The following is a 14,728-nucleotide window of genomic DNA, read 5'->3' on the forward strand; positions in this document are numbered from 1 at the left end:
CGACGGGATCCGGTGACGATTCGTCAATGCGTCCGCGGGGCAACTCCAGCCGGTGGGGTGGAAAGGCGGCCGACAGCGGGCAGGAACCGGCCGACTCTGGTGGCGTAGGAGCTGTAGGTCGCGCCGTGCGCCTGCAGCAGGTACGGCTCCTCGACCGCACGGACTTGTAGCTGGATCGAGGCCACGAGGACCACGGTGGCGGCCAGCGCGATCGCGTTGGGTGCCACCAGGGTGATGCCGAGGCTGGTGGCGGTCATCGCGGTGAAAATCGGGTTCCGGGCCACGGCGAACACGCCGGTGGTGACCAGGGCGGTGCGCTCACCGGGGTCGACGCCAACGCGCCATGAGGTACCCATGTGCAGTTGCGAGACCAGGGTGGCCAGCACTCCGGCCACGGCGAGGAGCAGCCCCGCCACCCGGATCGCGGGATGGTCGAGCACACCGGCCGGGGGCAGGCCGGCGAGGCCGGCGACCGGTCCGGCCGCGCCGAGCAGCAGCGCGGCGACGAACAGCAGCTTCGCCCACCACCTGACGGTGCCCGCCGGTCCGGCGTCGAGGCGCAGGCCCGTGTCGCCGGTGCGGCGCCACTGCACGACGCTGCGCCACCCGACGGCCAGCGCCAGGCCGAGCAGGTAGATCACCAGGGCGGTCGCGGCCATCAGCGCGGTCCGTCCGTCGTCGTGTCGCAGCAGCCGTCGTTGCAACCGTCGGCGGGCGTGCCGCCGGCCGGGGCGATCAGGGCGGCATTCGGGGCGCAGCAGGTGTCGCCCCGCCACGCCTCTCGGCCTTCCTTGACGGCGACGGCGGCGATGACCAGTGCGGCGACCGGGTCGGCCCAGGACCAGCCGAACAGGCTGTTGACCGCCAGCCCCACCAGGAGCACGGCGGACAGGTAGGTGCAGAGCAGGGTCTGCTTGGAGTCCGCCACCGCCGAGCGGGACCCGAGTTCCCGGCCGGCGCGGCGCTGCGCGTACGACAGTCCCGGCATGATCGCCAGGGACAGGGCGGCCAGTACCAGACCGACGCTGGAGTGTTCCGCCTCGGCGCCGTCGACCAGGGCGCGCACCGACTCGACGGTGACGTAGGCGGCGAGGGCGAAGAACGAGACCGCGATGACGCGTAGCGCCACCTTCTCCCGAGCTTCCGGGTCGCGGCCGGCGAACTGCCACGCCACCGCCGCCGCTGAGGACACCTCGATGATCGAGTCCAGGCCGAAGCCGATCAGCGCGGTCGAGGACGCGATCGTGCCGGCGGTGATCGCCACGATTGCCTCGATGACGTTGTAGGTGATCGTCGCGGCAACCAGCAGCCGCACCCGGCGGGCGAGCACCTGGCGTCGTGCCGGTGACGGCCCGGTCGGTGTCAGGTCGATCAGGGGCAGGTTCATCAGCAGCAGCCCTTCTCGTCGGAGTCCGGGCACGCGACCGGGTCGACCGCCAGCACGAGGCCGAGGAGGTCCCCGAGGGCGTGGGCCAGCCGCGCGTCGGCCAGTCCGTACCGGGTGCGGCGGCCCTCCGGTACGGCGACGACCAGGCCGAAGCGGGCCAGCACCTGCCCGTACGTCAACGTCTCCACGCCGTCCGATAGTACATCCCATGATGTACTAATCGACGCCCCGCCCGTAGCGCAAACGCGAAACCCGCGCCGACAGTAGAGCGCGCACGGTGTCCTCGCCGTCGGATCAGGCACGGAGCGGAGCCCCGGGTGGTGCGAACGCGGCCCGTCCCCGGCCGGCGGTGACCAGCGCCAAGGCGAAGGCGAACGCGGGCAAGCCGGCTCGCCAGATTCGCCCGCTCGCCTGCGCCGGGCAGACTCGGACCGTCACGTGGCGGGGCTGACGGCGCAGTTGCACGTCGGCCCAGGCGACAGCGGCGGCACCCGTTCGGGCGACGCCGCCCCTGCCTGGTTCGACCGGCGGAAGATGGGCGCTCTCACAGCCGTCCGTTGCTCTGCGTAAGACCTCGACCTCGCCTTGACCTTCGAGCCGGGTCGAGGGTCTACCGTTCCGGTGTGAGCACAATGCGGATCTCCCGGCTCGTCGAGCTTTCCGGTGTTCCGGCCACTACCCTGCGGTTCTACGAGACCGTGGGGCTGCTGTCGCCGCAGCGCAGCAATACCGGGTACCGCCTCTACGGTGAGGAGACGGTGCAGCGGTTGGCGTTCATCGGTGCGGCCAAGGGCCTGGGGCTGCCACTGGACGAGATCGCCGAGCTGCTCGGGGTGTGGCAGTCGGGTGCCTGCCGGGAGGTGAAGGCCGACCTGCGGCCCCGGATCGCCGTCCGGCTGGGGGACGCCGAACGACGCACGGCGGAGCTGGCCGCCTTCATCGCCACGTTGCACCGGGCGCTGGAACACCTGGACGCACTGCCGGATCGTGACAGCCGCTGCGATCCGGGCTGCGCCTTCCTTGCTTCCGACCGCATCGTCCCGGCACCACTGGCTGCTCCCGGTCCGGTCGCGGCCGGGGCTGGCGCCGAGCGGTGGCGTGCCGTGCCGGTGGCCTGTTCCCTCACCGGTGAGGACGGCGCTGACCGTACGGAGCAGTGGCACGGCCTGCTGGCCGGGGCCGACCGCGAGACGATCGACGGCGGCGTGCGCCTGGCACTGCCCGCCGAGCGGACCGGAGCTGTCGCCGCGCTGGCTGCCGCCGAGCAGCAGTGCTGCCCGTTCTTCGACTTCCGCCTCCACCTCGACGGTCCGGTGCTGCGGCTGGAGGTCCGGGCCCCGGCCGACGGCGCGGGGTTGCTCGCCGGGCTGTTCGGGCCGGTAGCCGCCTGACCGCCTGACCGGCGCGCCGGTCTGTCACCACCTTCGCAAGGGAGCACCGTTGTCGCATTCGTCTGGCCTGGTCGCATGGATGGAACGCCGCCAGGTCCCGGTCTACGTGGGAGCGCTGGCCGCCGGGGCCCTGGTGGGCTGGGCTGCTCCTGCTGCGGGGCCGGTGCTGGAGCACGCCATCAATCCGGTGCTCGCCGCCCTGCTGTACGTGACGTTCCTCCAGGTGCCCGCCGCCGAGCTGGTCCGCTCGCTGCGCGCAGGCCGTTTCCTGGTCGCGGCACTGGTGGTCAACTTCGTCGTCGTGCCGGTGGTGGTCGCGGCGATGTTCGGCTTCCTCCCGGACGACCGAGCGGTACGGCTGGGCGTGCTGCTCGTACTGCTGGCCCCGTGCGTGGACTATGTCATCGTCTTCAGTGGACTGGCCGGCGGTAGCAGCCAGCGACTCCTCGCCGCGACACCGCTGCTGCTGCTCGCACAGATGGCGCTGCTGCCCGGTCTCCTGTTTCTGTTCCTGGGACCTGATCTGGCCGACGTGGTCGAGGCTGGCCCGTTCGTCGAGGCGTTCGTCGTGCTGATCGTCATTCCGCTGGCCCTGGCCTGGCTCACTCAGGCGTGGGCGGCCCGCCGCCCGGTTGGGCGGAGAACAGCCGACACGGTGGGGACCGCGATGGTGCCGCTGATGGCGGCGACGCTGCTCACCGTGGTGGCGTCCCAGGTTCCCAAGCTGGGCGACGGCCTCGCCGACGTGGTCCGCGTCGTGCCGTTCTACGTCCTCTTCCTGATCGTGATGGCCTTCGCCGGGCTCGGTGTCGCCCGGCTGTTCCGCCTGCGGGTCCCCGAGGGCAGAGCGATCGTGTTCACCGGCGCGACCCGCAACTCCCTGGTCGTCCTGCCCCTGGCCCTCGCGCTACCCGACACCCTGGCCATCGCCGCAGTGGTGATCGTCACCCAGACACTCATCGAGGTCGTCGGCATGGTGATCTACGTCCGAGCGGTACCTCGGCTGCTACCCGCCCGCTGACGACGCCCCACGTCGACTCCACCGCGGGTCCTCGGCCACGACGCCGTAACGACGACGAGCCGCATGACGCGTTGGTGCAGCTCCTCGTTGTCCCTAAATGCCGAGTCGGGACGCGAGTGATCGAGACGCCTCTCCACTCTCCTGCGTCCTGGCGTACCGAAGCCCGAGTTTCGCGTAGATCTTTTGTGGCGGATTTCGGGAGGCCCGGTGCGCGAGGTCTTCCAGGTAGACGCCGGTCATGACGTCTCGCGTCCTGCGCTCTTCGTAGATGAACGGGGCGACGCATTTCCAGACTTTGCGGATGCCAGGTCCGTTGGCTCCGATGATCAGCTCCTCGTCCACGACTCCGTGAGCCACGAGCTTGCCGAGATCATCGTACCGGCCGGCCACGATCCGCACCTTGGCCAGAACGTCGGAAGGCAGTTCGGAATAGGCGACAGGCTGCTCGAAATCCTTGTTCAGGTCATCATAGACATATCGCCGGGCCTCGTAGAACTCCGGCGTACGAAACTGGCTGAAGATCTCTAGGACGACCGGCAGAGAATACCCGGCAGACGCCGTCCTGTTCTGCCGGATGGCGAGAACCCCAGAAACAGCCAGCGACGTGGCCGAGATGGCGATTGCCGCTATGTTGACAACGACTTCCGAGTCCACGCCGTCCACACTACGGGGTCCGGGCAACGTCGCACACCGCGAAGATCGCGGTCGATGGATGCCGACTCCCCGCTTGCCGATCTTCGGGCTGGCCGGCGTCGCCGCTACCGCACCATCAACGGCATGCGCTGAAGGAGCCACGTCGGGTGGGGCCGGCGAGCCGGCCGACCCTTCGGCGCTCCCCCGTGACAAGCTGCGGGACATCCACGCGGTTACGACCGTCCCCGGCCGGCCCGGCACCGGGAGCGTCCACCGTGCCAGACGAACGATCAATACGATGGGAGCACGGTTCATGTCGCATGTACGACGCTTCGACCACGTCGGCATCACGGTCGCAGATCTCGATGCGGTGACCGCCTTCTTCGTGGCGCTCGGCCTGGAGGTCGAGGGCAGGACGTTCGTCGAGGGCGAGTTCCTGGATACGGTCTGCGGCATTCCCGACTCCCGCACCGAGATCGTCATGCTGAAGTCGCCCGGGGATGGCGCCCGCCTGGAGCTCGCGAGATTCGTGCGGCCGGATTCCGTGCCGGGCTCGCCGGCCGCCATGGCGAACGAGCTGGGATTGCGCAACGTGTCCTTCGAGGTCAACGACTTGCAGTCCGCTGTCGACTGGGCAGCTGGCGAGGGCTACGGACTGGTCGGTGGCGTCGGCGAGTACGAGGGTGCCTGGCGGATGGCTTACGTCCGGGGGCCGGAAGGGATCATCGTCTCGCTGGCCGAGCGCATCGGCTGAGCCTCACGAGCAATCCGGTGTTCAGCCCGGAGGTTCCGGTGTCAAAGCCGCATACTCGGTAGTCGCGGTCAGAGCCTCCTCGGAATTCCTTCTCCGAGGAGGCTCTGACCATTGCTGACGGACCGGTTCGGCTATCTCACCGGCGCGGGTCCTCCTGGACCTTCAGCGCGTTGAGGATCGGGCCGCGCTCGCCGATCTCGCTACGGAACTCGATTTTCAGATCGCCACCGGCGTGTTCGACGGTGACGGTGTTGACGTCCGCGGTCAGCGCACCCGCCCTCGCCTGCACGTCGTGGTCGTGGAGCACGGCCTTGCCGTCGACCACGACATCGAAGGTACGCATGCCGGCCTTGACCTTCTCGATCTCCGCGAAGTCGAGGCCGATCCGGTACGTGCCGGCGGGCGCGTCCTTGAACACGTAGGCGAACGTCTTCCCGGTCCGCTGGGCGCGGAACAACGCGTCGTCCTCGGTGCCGGCGATGTCCGCCCTGGTGGCGCGCACGACGCCTCCGACGTACCCCCATGCTCCCGAGCCCAGCGCCTGGTCGGGCGACCAGACGAAGCCGTCGGCACCGACGTGCCCGGACCCGCCCACGTCGACGCCCTTCCAGTAGGCCGAGGTCGCCAGACGGACCGGCGTGTACTGGGCCCCGCCCTTGGCAGCGTTCGACGCCACGAGCACATCACCGACGAGTACGCCGGGTTGGACCCCGGTGTTGTCGACGGTCGCCGTGACCGTGGTGGACTCACCGACCGCGAGCTCGACCGTGCCGGTCGCGGCCTCACCCGCCAGCTTCAGCCACGGAAGGTCGGCAGCCTCGTGTCCGCCGTTGGTGCGGCGTTGCTCGCTGAGTTGGACCTGTAGTGGCGCGGAGCCGGTGTTGGTCACGGTCACGTCGGCGCTCGCCGTCCGGTCGGGGCTGAGGAACCAGTCGAAGGCGGCTCCGGTGATGGTCGCGATGCCCGTGGTGAGCGCGGAGTCGACCACCTCGGCCTGGTCCTTCTTGGCGATGGTGACCGGGCGGCTGGCCGTGACGTAGTTCGGCGCCCAGACCTCCACGGTGTTCTCGCCGACCAACGCCTGCGCCTTCCAGCGGCCTGCGGCGTCGGCCGTGATGACCCGGTCGCCGGCCGGCGACTTCAGCGTGACGATCGCACCCGCGATCGGCTTGCTGTCGTTCGCGTCGGTGACCGTGCCCTCGATCGTGCCCGCCGCCGGGAGGACGTACTCCAGCCCCAGGCCGGCCGTGAGGACGGGCTGGTTGAAGGAGTGCTGGCTCGCGGGGTTGCGCGTGAGGCTCTCCACGCCGACCGTGGCCGACGACCCGCGGGTCACGGGCTTCTCGCCACCGATCCCGTCGCCGTACCCGATCTGGATCCGTCCGTCCGCGACCAGGGTGACCGAGAAGCTCACGCGGGCTGTCTGGTCACTGTAGAAGGTGACGTTGCGCCACTCGACGACCTGCGCCTTCAGCCCGTCCACCTCGGTCGTGCCCAGGTAGATGCCTCCCTCTGCGTCGACGATGAGGTCGTCCCAGAGCGGGCGGATCGCGTCGATCGGACTCCGCGACGGCAGTTCCGTGTTGTTCCCCAGCGTGCTGGCACGGTCGAAGACCAACGAGCCGTTGGTTCCCACGCACACGCCGTCCCAGGACGTGTCGTAGAACGGGAAGCGGAAGCTGGAGTCGAACCACAGCACGCCGCAGAAGTCGTCGCCGACCCACCCGGAGTTCTCGGTGCCCTGGCGGTAGAGCCCGCTGGTCACCTTCGACGAGTACGAGCGACCGGCGGGAGCCACCGGCACCTCGCCCGGATCCGGCGGCTCGGGCACGGGCTCCTGCTCAACCTGGTCTGCGCGCGGGTCGAGCGTCACGCGCAGCGCGGCGATGCTCGGGGCGCGCAGGCCCCTCGAACCCCGCAGCTCCACGGTCAGCGGACCGCCCTCGTGCTTCACGACGGCGGCGCGCCAGTCGGCGGCGTTCGGCCCCCTGGCCGCGACCGCGTCGTACGCGTACTCCGTCAGCGAGCCGTTCACGAGGACGTCGAACACCCGCTTCCCCTTGGCCACCTTCTCGATCTCGGCGAACCCGAGATCGATCATGTAGGTGCCCTTGGGCGCGTCGGGGAACGTGTAGGTCAGGTCCTTGGCCGGCGTGGTGCGCTGCGACTGGAACAGCTTGTCGTCCGTGGTGCCGTCGATTCCGGCCTGCGTGGAGGTGACCTTCGTCTTCCCCTCGTAGCCCCACGCCCCGTCGCCGGAGGCCTGGTCGGCGGACCAGGTGTAGCCGGAGCCGTCGGTGAACGAAGGGCCGCCGGCGTTGACGCCGACCTGGTACTTCGTGGTCGTGAGCGTCACCGGAACGTAGGTCTTGGACTGGCGGCCGGAGTCGGACCGCACCACGATGTTCGCGGCGAGAACGCCCGACTTGGCGTCCTTCGAGGAGACCGAGACCTTGACGGTCGTCGACTCCCCCGGCGCAAGGGTGCCGCCGGTCGAGGAGAGCGACAGCCACGGCAGGTCGGTGAGCAGGTCGTCCTCGACGTCGACGAGCACGACGTCGTCGGCGATCTGGTCCACGGCCCAGAGCGCGCCGGTCACGTCGGTCGCGAGGCCGCCGCCCTGGCGCGACTGCATGCCCGGGAACCACCACGCGTTGACGAGCTGACAGGTGCTGGGGTTGACCTGGATCAGCCGGGTCGGCCCGCTGCTGGCGAGGTCGCTGTACCAGAGAGTGTTCGACGCGGGGTTGTACGCCAGCCCCATCACCTCGGGCTTGGGCGCGGCGCAGTAGGAGAGGAACTCACCCGGGTTCTGCCACGAGGTGCCGGCGACGGTCCCGATGGAGCCGTTCTGGCGGCCGCCCACGTAGAAGACGTCGAGCGTCGGGTTGTAGGCGAGCCCGGTCAGCTGCACCGTGGACCATGTGCCCTTGATGACCCTCGTCGCCTTGCCGGTCTCCCGGTCGAAGCAGTGGATCACCGAGCGCGGGCTGTCCTCGATCTGGCACATGTCGCCGGTCCGGGTGTCGAGCTCCAGGTCGAAGGCGCGGTAGGCGGGGTTCCACGAGGCGTCGAAGACCTTGCCGGTCGGCTTGCCGGTCACCGTGTAGGCGGTGTTGGTCCTGGCGTCGTAGTCGTGGACCCAGACGTCGCCGTCGTATCCGACGCCGGCGGGCTCCTTCTCGTCGAGCTTGCCCGGAATGGCGATCCGGGTGATGACGTCCCCGCCGGAGGTCGTGCCGATCTTGTCGGCGGCTCGCGCCGCAGCGGCATCGACCTTGGTGCTCTTGCCGTCGATAGCTGACGGCTTCATGCCCGTCGACGTCTTGTTCCAGGCGGTGAGGTCGATGGTGCTGTCGGCTCCCGTCCCGGTCCGCTCGGTGGGCCCGGTCGCGTCCAGCTCCGGGTGGCGCCCCGCCTCGCCCAGGTCGTACTGCAGCGGCGCCGAGCCGGTGTTGGTCAGCGTCAACGTGCCGACGCCCTTCTGGTCGGTGCCCAGCACCGCGTCGAGGCCGTCGGCCTTCAGGCCGGCGACACCGGTGGTCAGACGCGCGTCGATCGTGGCCTTCGCGTAGAGCTTGTCGAGGGAGAAGGGGTATGCCGCGCTCGTGTAGTTCGGCGCGTCGACCGTCATCGTGTAGTCGCCGACCGGAAGCTGGCGATGCACGATGCCCGTCCCACCGGTCGTGACGGCCTCGACGAGCCCGTTCCTGTTCGTGAACGAGACCTTGGCCCCGGCCACCGGCAGCCCGTCGTTCTGGTCGACGACGGTCGCGTCGAGGTACCCGAAGTCAGGCAGGTCGTAGGTGACGATCATCCCGTCGCGCAGCACCGGCGCGTGTTCGGAGAACCGGATGCCGTCGACGCCGGCCCAGCCCTGGATGCCGGTGATGGCGCGGGCGCCGGCGGTCACCGGGTCGTCGGTGCCGATGCCGTCGCCGTACCCGAAGATCACGGTGCCGGAGCGGGTGAAGGTGGCCGAGAAGCTGACCGGCTCCGTGTACTCCGACCGGATCGGGTAGGCCCAGACCCGGACGTCGCGGAACTCGACGACGAAGGCGTCCTCGCCGTTGACCTTGGTCGCCGCCGTGTAGACGCCACCACCGTCCGTGGTCTGGACGGGGGTCTGGACGTAGAACGGGAAGGCGCCGGCACCGCCGGTGCCGGGACCGGTGGAGTCGTCCGGGGAGATCACGCCGCGTCGGCTGATACTCAGCGTGTCGTGGCTCCCGTTGTAGAGCGCGACCGGGAACGGCAGCTTCACCGTGGCCCAGACGCCGCTCGGGAACGCCACCGGGTCCGTGCCGCGCAGGTACTCGCCCTCGGAGACGGAGCAGGTGTAGCCGCCCTCGTCGCGGACGAGCGCGACCGGGATCTCGGGCGACTCGTTCTGCGCGCCGACGGTCAGCGGGACGGTGGTGGGCGAGAAGCAGGCGTTCGGCTTGACGTTCAGCGCGTACCCGCCCTCGGGGACGGCGGCGATCCGGAACGCGCCGTTGGCATCCGTGCGTACCGCGGCCAGCGGCGTGTCCTTGACGGAGACGTCGGCGTTCGGGACGGGCTTCTTCTTGTCGTCGACGACCCTGCCGCTGATGTCGTGGCGCGTCGCGGCGGTGAGGGGAACCGTGAGCGAGGTGTTCCGGCCCTGGGTGATCGTGGCGCTCGCGGTCGCGGTCAGGTAGCCGAAGACCCTGGTGCTGATCTGGTAGTCGCCGACCGGGAGGTTCATCGAGAACCGGCCGTCCTTGTCCGTCCCGATCGACCGGCTGAACGGGCCGCTGATCGTCACCTCGGCAGCGGGGACCGGGGCGCCGTTGGCAGTCACGACACCGGTCAGGGTGCCGCCCTGGCGCGGCGCGAGGTCGAGCAGGCGGACGAGGTCGAGCCGACCCTCGCCGAACTTGTTGTTGAAGGCGGCCGTGCCGCCGCACTCGGTGTCGTCGACGTCGACGGCCGACTCGGCGAGCAGGCGGCGGGTCTGCTCGACCTGCCCGACCAGGGTCGGGTCGTAGCTCCACAGCGCCGCCACGGCGCCGGCGACGTGGGGAGCCGCCATCGACGTGCCGGACATCTCGGTGTAGCTGTTGTTCGGGTAGGACGATCGGACGCCCACGCCCGGGGCGGAGATCTCGGGCTTGATCCGGCCGCCCTCACCCTCGCCCTTGCGGGAGAACGACCCGAGCGTGCCGTTCGAGGCGTAGGCGCCGACGGAGTACGCACTCTCGGCGGAGCCGGGCGAGGAGACGGTGTCGCAGGCCGCGTACGGCGTGGTGTTGCCCGCCGACCAGACGCTGAAGATGCCCGCGGCGCTCCAGGCCTCGTCGATGGCCCGGAAGAAGTCGTTGAAGTTGTGCTCCGCGCCCTGTCCCCAGGAGTTGTTGATGACGTGGGGGCGCTTCGAGACGTCCGGGTTGTTCCCGTGGACGTCGGTCGGGGCGAGCAGCCACCAGCCGGACTCGAGCAGCGACTCGGGGCCGTCGTCCGCGCAGCACCCGTCCGTCGCGATCCACCGCGCGTCCGGGGCGACGCCGACGTGGTTGGTGCCGTCGTCGCCGACCATGGTGCCCATGGTGTGCGTGCCGTGCCCGTCGTCGTCGCACGGCACGGCCACGCACGCGCCCCGGGTGGCCATCCAGTTGTAGTCGTGGGCGAACGTGCCGTCGCCCCTGTTGCCGCGGTAGGAGCCGACCAGCGCCGGATGGTCGAACTGGACGCCGGAGTCGATGTTGGACACGGTGATGCCCGCACCCGTGGCGCCCCTGGCCCAGGCCGCCGGAGCGTGAATGGCGTCCAGACCCCACGAGGTGGTGCCCGCCTCGGCGGCGGGGCGGACGGCCTGGTCAGCCGGCTTCTTCTCGTCCACGGGCTCGACCAGCGCGACCTGCGGCGTCGCGTGGATCTCGGCGACCTGCACCACCGAGGCCACGTCGAGGGCGAGGTTCTGGGTACCGCCCTTGACGAGCACGGCGTTGGCGATCGGGTAGGAGGTGTACTTGACGCCTGCTCCGTCGAGTTCGGTGGAGACGGACGCCAGGGAGTCCTTCGCCGCTGCGGTCAGCGCGTCGTAGACGAACTGACCGCGAGCGGTCCAGTCGGCGATCTTCTTGGCCGGCGCGAGGTCGGCCCTGGTGTCGAACGTGATCCAGAAGTCGGAGACCGGCTCCGTACGGAAGCGGTCCTTGAGGTCCGACGCGATCTTGCTGACGGGCTCACCTGGTTCCGGCGCAGCAGCCGACGCCGGAGGTGGCGGGATCATGCTCAGGCCGACCGTCACGGCCAGCGAAGCTAGGAGGGCTTTGAGTCTCATGTGGGAGTCCTCCGCCTACAGGGGTTGGTAGGGGTCGTGGCTCTTGTGGTCGTCGCCGTCGCGGTCGTCGCGGTGGGCACGGGTGTCGCGGGCACTGACGCGCGGCTCGCGCGACAGCTCGGATGGTGGCTGGTGCTCGATGTCGGAGGCGTCACGTGCGACAGGTCGCTCAGGCATGAGCTGTCCCAGGGCCATGGATCATGGAGTCATGTTCGGGGTGGCCGAACGGCCTTCGCTATCCAGCGGATACGTCAATCTTCACGACGGGTCGTCGGGGGAATCCTCTTCTGCGAACACCCCGGCCTCCACGGCCTTGACCGCGAGCACGGTCCGGGAGTTCACCTTCAACTTGCGCATCGCCGCACGCAGCTGTTGATCCACCGTGGCCGGCGACTTGGCCAGAATCCGGCTGATCTCCCGGTTCGTCTTGCCGGCGACGACCAGTCGGACCACGTCGAGCTCACGAGGTGAGAGCCGGTCGCCGTACCCCCGTCGACCGCCGCGCCACAAGCGCGGAACCTCGGCGCCGTGTTCGCGCAGCCGCTGTGCGACCCGGTCCGCGTCGCTGCGGGCTCCGAGCCTGAACAGATGCTCGTACTGTGCGGCCAGCAGCTCCCGGCCCGGTTCGATCCGGCCTTGCGCCACGAGCGCCTCGGCTTGACGCTCGCGGGCGAGCATGGCGTCGTAGGGGCGCGGCAGCGCGCTCCAGGCGCGCGCCGCCCGGTCGTAGGCCGTCGCCGCGCGGGCGTGGTCGCCGGCTGCGGCGGCCAACAGGGCACGGCATACGGTGAGCGCCGCGCGAGGCGCAGGCGCCGTACGGCCACGCAGTCCTCTGGCGAACTGGTCGCCCAGACGTGTCGCGGCCCCGAGGTCGCCCGCGGCGAGGTGCGCCTCGATCCGGGCGGGGACGAGGTCCGTCGCCCAGACCCAGATGCCCTTTCTCCGGACCGTGTCCATCGGCTCGTTCGTGACCTGCAGCGCCCGGCCGCTGTTTCCGTCCGTCAGCCACAGTCTGGCCAGCGCAGCGGCGGCCTCCATCGTGTCGTCGGCTGCGCCGAGACGGGCAGACTCCTCGAGGACCAGCCGGAACTGCTCCTCCGCGGCACGCCGCCGTCCGGCCGCGGCTGCCAGCCGCGCCGCGAGCCGAATGCTGCCGAGGTAGAGCGCCGGCCGGTCCCGGTCGACATCGGCGAGCGCCGCGCTTCGCTCCGCGAGACCCTCCCACCGGCCGGTGAGCCACGCCAGGTTGGCCTGTTCGAGTCGGACGTTGTACTGCAACCGGTACGCCTGCTCGGCCTCGGCAAGGCGCATGGCCACGACGAGATGTTCCTCCGCCTCGGCGTACCGGCCCCAGATCAGTGCGCCGGTCCCGACATTCGCGTGGATGCGGGCCACGTCGAGACGCTCCGCCGAGGTCACACCGTCGACGGGCAGGTCGGCGACGACGTCCCAGGCCTCCTCGTCGCCGAGCATGAGCAACGCGGCGGCACGGTTGCCGGCCAGGTTCAGCCGCTCCGCGGGAGAATCGAACTCGGCGGTGAGCTCAGCGGCGCGATCCAGCCAACGCCGGTGGGTCGACGCCGGCCACGGTCCCGCATAGGCCCAGCCGAGATAGGTCATCGCCCGGGCCGCCTCGACCGGGTCATGGTCGAGGTTCGCCACCGCCTGCTCGAGCTCGCTGAGTGCGGCCTGCGCCTCTCCCCCGGTGATCAGGAGTCGACCCAGGGGGTTGCGGATCTCGGCCTGCTGGCGTGCGGAGAGACCGGGGGTCTCCAGCACCGAGCGCATGGTGCGGATCACGCGGTGGTAGACCTCGTCGACCGGTTCACGACGGCCCAGTGCGGCCACTCCGGCGATGCGCGCGACTCGTGCCCGATCCGACGGCGGCAGCTCGGACCACGACAACAGATCGGTCAGCAGGACGACCGCCTTGGTGTGGTCACCCGAAGCGATGGCCAGCTCGGCGCCCTGCTCGGCGTACCGCGCCCAGGACTCCGTCTCGCCCGCCTCACGGAAGTGGCGGGCAAGGCGGGCCACCGGCGGCGGCTGGACGTCCTCCAACGCCCGGCCGGCCCGCAGGTGGAAGTGTCGGCGATCGGTCAACGGGATCGCCTCGTAGACAGCCGTGGCGGCCAGCACGTGCCGGAACCGCCACTGGCCGTGGTCGTCTCCGTCCAGAACGCCGGCATCGGCCGCCTCCGCGACAGCGCCTCGACACGCCTCTGGTGACAGACCGGCACTCACCGCGATCGTGGCCACCGACGACCGCTCACCCAGCGTCGCCGCGGCTCGCAACACCTGCTGCGCCGTCGGCGACAGACGGCCCACCCGCTCCCGGGTGGAGTCGCGCACCGTCGGCGGCACCTGTAGCTCGCTCAGCTTCAGCCGGACCCACTGCCCGTCGCGGAAGACGAGGTCGGCACGGTCGCACATGAGGCGAACCGACTCCTCCAGCGCCAGCGGCACGCCACCGGTCCGCTCGTGCATGAACGTCGTGAACTCCTGCGATATCGGGTTGCCGTCCAGCATCGAGGAGACCAGCGCTGCCGTGTCGTCGGGTCCCAACGGCGCCAGGGCGATCCTCAGCTGGGTCACGCCAGCAGGCAGCCGGGACGTCAGCCGCAGCAACAGCGATCCGGCGTCCACCTCCTCCGGCCGGTAGGAGACCACGAGGCTCGGCCCGTGCGACTGCTGTCGGGAGGTGACGAACAGCAGGAACTCCAGGGTCACCTCGTCGGCCCAGTGAGCGTCCTCGAGCACGAGAACGTCGACACACAGCGCCCGGATCAGCTCGTCCAGGGCGCGGAACAGGCGATGCCGTGCCGCCTTCGCATCGTCCAAGGGCTCCAACGCGGGCGGCAGGTCCGCGGACCATTCCGGGAACAGCGGCCGTAACGCACCCGCGAGATCGGTGAGCCGCAATCGCGACGCCGGCCGGTCGATCCCACGGAACGCGTCGACGATCGGCCCCAACGTCAGCGACTCCCGAAGCGGTGGGCACACGGAGACCAGGGCACTGCGCTGGTGCGGCGCGGCCAACCACTCCCGCAGCAGTCGGCTCTTCCCGATCCCCGCCTCGCCCTCCACCAGCACGATCGCCGGTGGCCGGGCCAGGGCGCCCCGGAGCGCCCCCAGCTCCCGATCGCGACCCACGAAACCCGGCGTGGAAACCGTCGGTGAGGTCCCGTCGTCCTCGGGCGAGGGGTCGAGCATGCGTGATGATCTCGCTTTTCGC

Annotated in this window: 10 protein-coding genes; 3 read left to right on the top strand and 7 right to left on the bottom strand. The window is 70.3% G+C overall.

Going from position 1 to position 14,728, the window contains the following annotated elements; genetic code table 11:
- Positions 1-23: 23 nt before the first annotated feature.
- Genes QSK20_RS19620 through QSK20_RS19630 form a run of 3 tightly spaced genes read right to left on the bottom strand, consistent with a single transcriptional unit; the run spans position 24 to position 1,575 of the window.
- Positions 24-659: a methyltransferase family protein gene (locus tag QSK20_RS19620; RefSeq protein WP_285790048.1), complete on the bottom strand. Its 636-nt coding sequence runs from the start codon at positions 657-659 to the stop codon at positions 24-26.
- Positions 659-1,387 (bottom strand): cation efflux transmembrane domain-containing protein, encoded by a 729-nt coding sequence (locus QSK20_RS19625; protein ID WP_285790049.1) that lies wholly within the window; start codon positions 1,385-1,387, stop codon positions 659-661. Before QSK20_RS19625 ends, QSK20_RS19620 begins: the two co-directional genes overlap by 1 nt.
- Positions 1,387-1,575 carry a hypothetical protein gene (locus QSK20_RS19630; protein ID WP_285790050.1) on the bottom strand — a complete coding sequence of 63 codons (189 nt, stop codon included), beginning with the start codon at positions 1,573-1,575 and terminating at the stop codon, positions 1,387-1,389. Before QSK20_RS19630 ends, QSK20_RS19625 begins: the two co-directional genes overlap by 1 nt.
- A gap of 444 nt (positions 1,576-2,019) precedes the next feature.
- On the opposite strand from QSK20_RS19630, the gene QSK20_RS19635 reads away from it, so the two are divergent.
- Both QSK20_RS19635 and QSK20_RS19640 read left to right on the top strand, forming a co-directional pair.
- Entirely contained in the window at positions 2,020-2,778 is a 759-nt protein-coding gene (locus QSK20_RS19635) for a MerR family transcriptional regulator (protein WP_285790079.1), read from the top strand.
- 49 nt (positions 2,779-2,827) lie between these two features.
- Positions 2,828-3,799, top strand: a complete 972-nt coding sequence (locus QSK20_RS19640; protein WP_285790051.1) for an arsenic resistance protein — start codon at positions 2,828-2,830, stop codon at positions 3,797-3,799.
- 93 nt (positions 3,800-3,892) lie between these two features.
- Here the strand turns inward: QSK20_RS19640 and QSK20_RS19645 are convergent, their stop codons facing one another.
- Positions 3,893-4,453: a DUF4760 domain-containing protein gene (locus QSK20_RS19645; RefSeq protein ID WP_285790052.1), complete on the bottom strand. Its 561-nt coding sequence runs from the start codon at positions 4,451-4,453 to the stop codon at positions 3,893-3,895.
- 277 nt (positions 4,454-4,730) lie between these two features.
- Here QSK20_RS19645 and QSK20_RS19650 point away from each other — a divergent pair, with 277 nt between their 5' ends.
- Entirely contained in the window at positions 4,731-5,186 is a 456-nt protein-coding gene (locus QSK20_RS19650; protein ID WP_285790053.1) for a VOC family protein, read from the top strand.
- Between the two features lie 136 nt (positions 5,187-5,322).
- Here the strand turns inward: QSK20_RS19650 and QSK20_RS19655 are convergent, their stop codons facing one another.
- From QSK20_RS19655 to QSK20_RS19665, 3 genes are all read right to left on the bottom strand, one after another.
- Positions 5,323-11,493, bottom strand: coding sequence for a S8 family serine peptidase (locus QSK20_RS19655; RefSeq protein ID WP_285790054.1), 6,171 nt, complete (start codon positions 11,491-11,493; stop codon positions 5,323-5,325).
- Between the two features lie 15 nt (positions 11,494-11,508).
- Complete coding sequence (locus QSK20_RS19660; protein WP_285790055.1) at positions 11,509-11,670, bottom strand: hypothetical protein; 162 nt, start codon at positions 11,668-11,670, stop codon at positions 11,509-11,511.
- A gap of 81 nt (positions 11,671-11,751) precedes the next feature.
- Positions 11,752-14,706: an ATP-binding protein gene (locus QSK20_RS19665; RefSeq protein ID WP_285790056.1), complete on the bottom strand. Its 2,955-nt coding sequence runs from the start codon at positions 14,704-14,706 to the stop codon at positions 11,752-11,754.
- Between the last annotated feature and the right edge of the window lie 22 nt (positions 14,707-14,728).

Source organism: Micromonospora sp. NBRC 101691 (assembly GCF_030269285.1).
In the GTDB taxonomy this organism is placed as follows: domain Bacteria; phylum Actinomycetota; class Actinomycetes; order Mycobacteriales; family Micromonosporaceae; genus Micromonospora; species Micromonospora echinospora.

What these genes read in the sequence shown, in the direction of transcription:
- QSK20_RS19635 (WP_285790079.1), top strand. Translation starts at nt 2,020, where the DNA reads ATGCGGATCTCCCGGCTCGTCGAGCTTTCCGGTGTTCCGGCCACTACC.
- QSK20_RS19655 (WP_285790054.1), bottom strand. Translation starts at nt 11,493, where the DNA reads ATGAGACTCAAAGCCCTCCTAGCTTCGCTGGCCGTGACGGTCGGCCTG.
- QSK20_RS19650 (WP_285790053.1), top strand. Translation starts at nt 4,731, where the DNA reads ATGGGAGCACGGTTCATGTCGCATGTACGACGCTTCGACCACGTCGGC.
- QSK20_RS19660 (WP_285790055.1), bottom strand. Translation starts at nt 11,670, where the DNA reads ATGCCTGAGCGACCTGTCGCACGTGACGCCTCCGACATCGAGCACCAG.
- QSK20_RS19620 (WP_285790048.1), bottom strand. Translation starts at nt 659, where the DNA reads ATGGCCGCGACCGCCCTGGTGATCTACCTGCTCGGCCTGGCGCTGGCC.
- QSK20_RS19665 (WP_285790056.1), bottom strand. Translation starts at nt 14,706, where the DNA reads ATGCTCGACCCCTCGCCCGAGGACGACGGGACCTCACCGACGGTTTCC.
- QSK20_RS19625 (WP_285790049.1), bottom strand. Translation starts at nt 1,387, where the DNA reads ATGAACCTGCCCCTGATCGACCTGACACCGACCGGGCCGTCACCGGCA.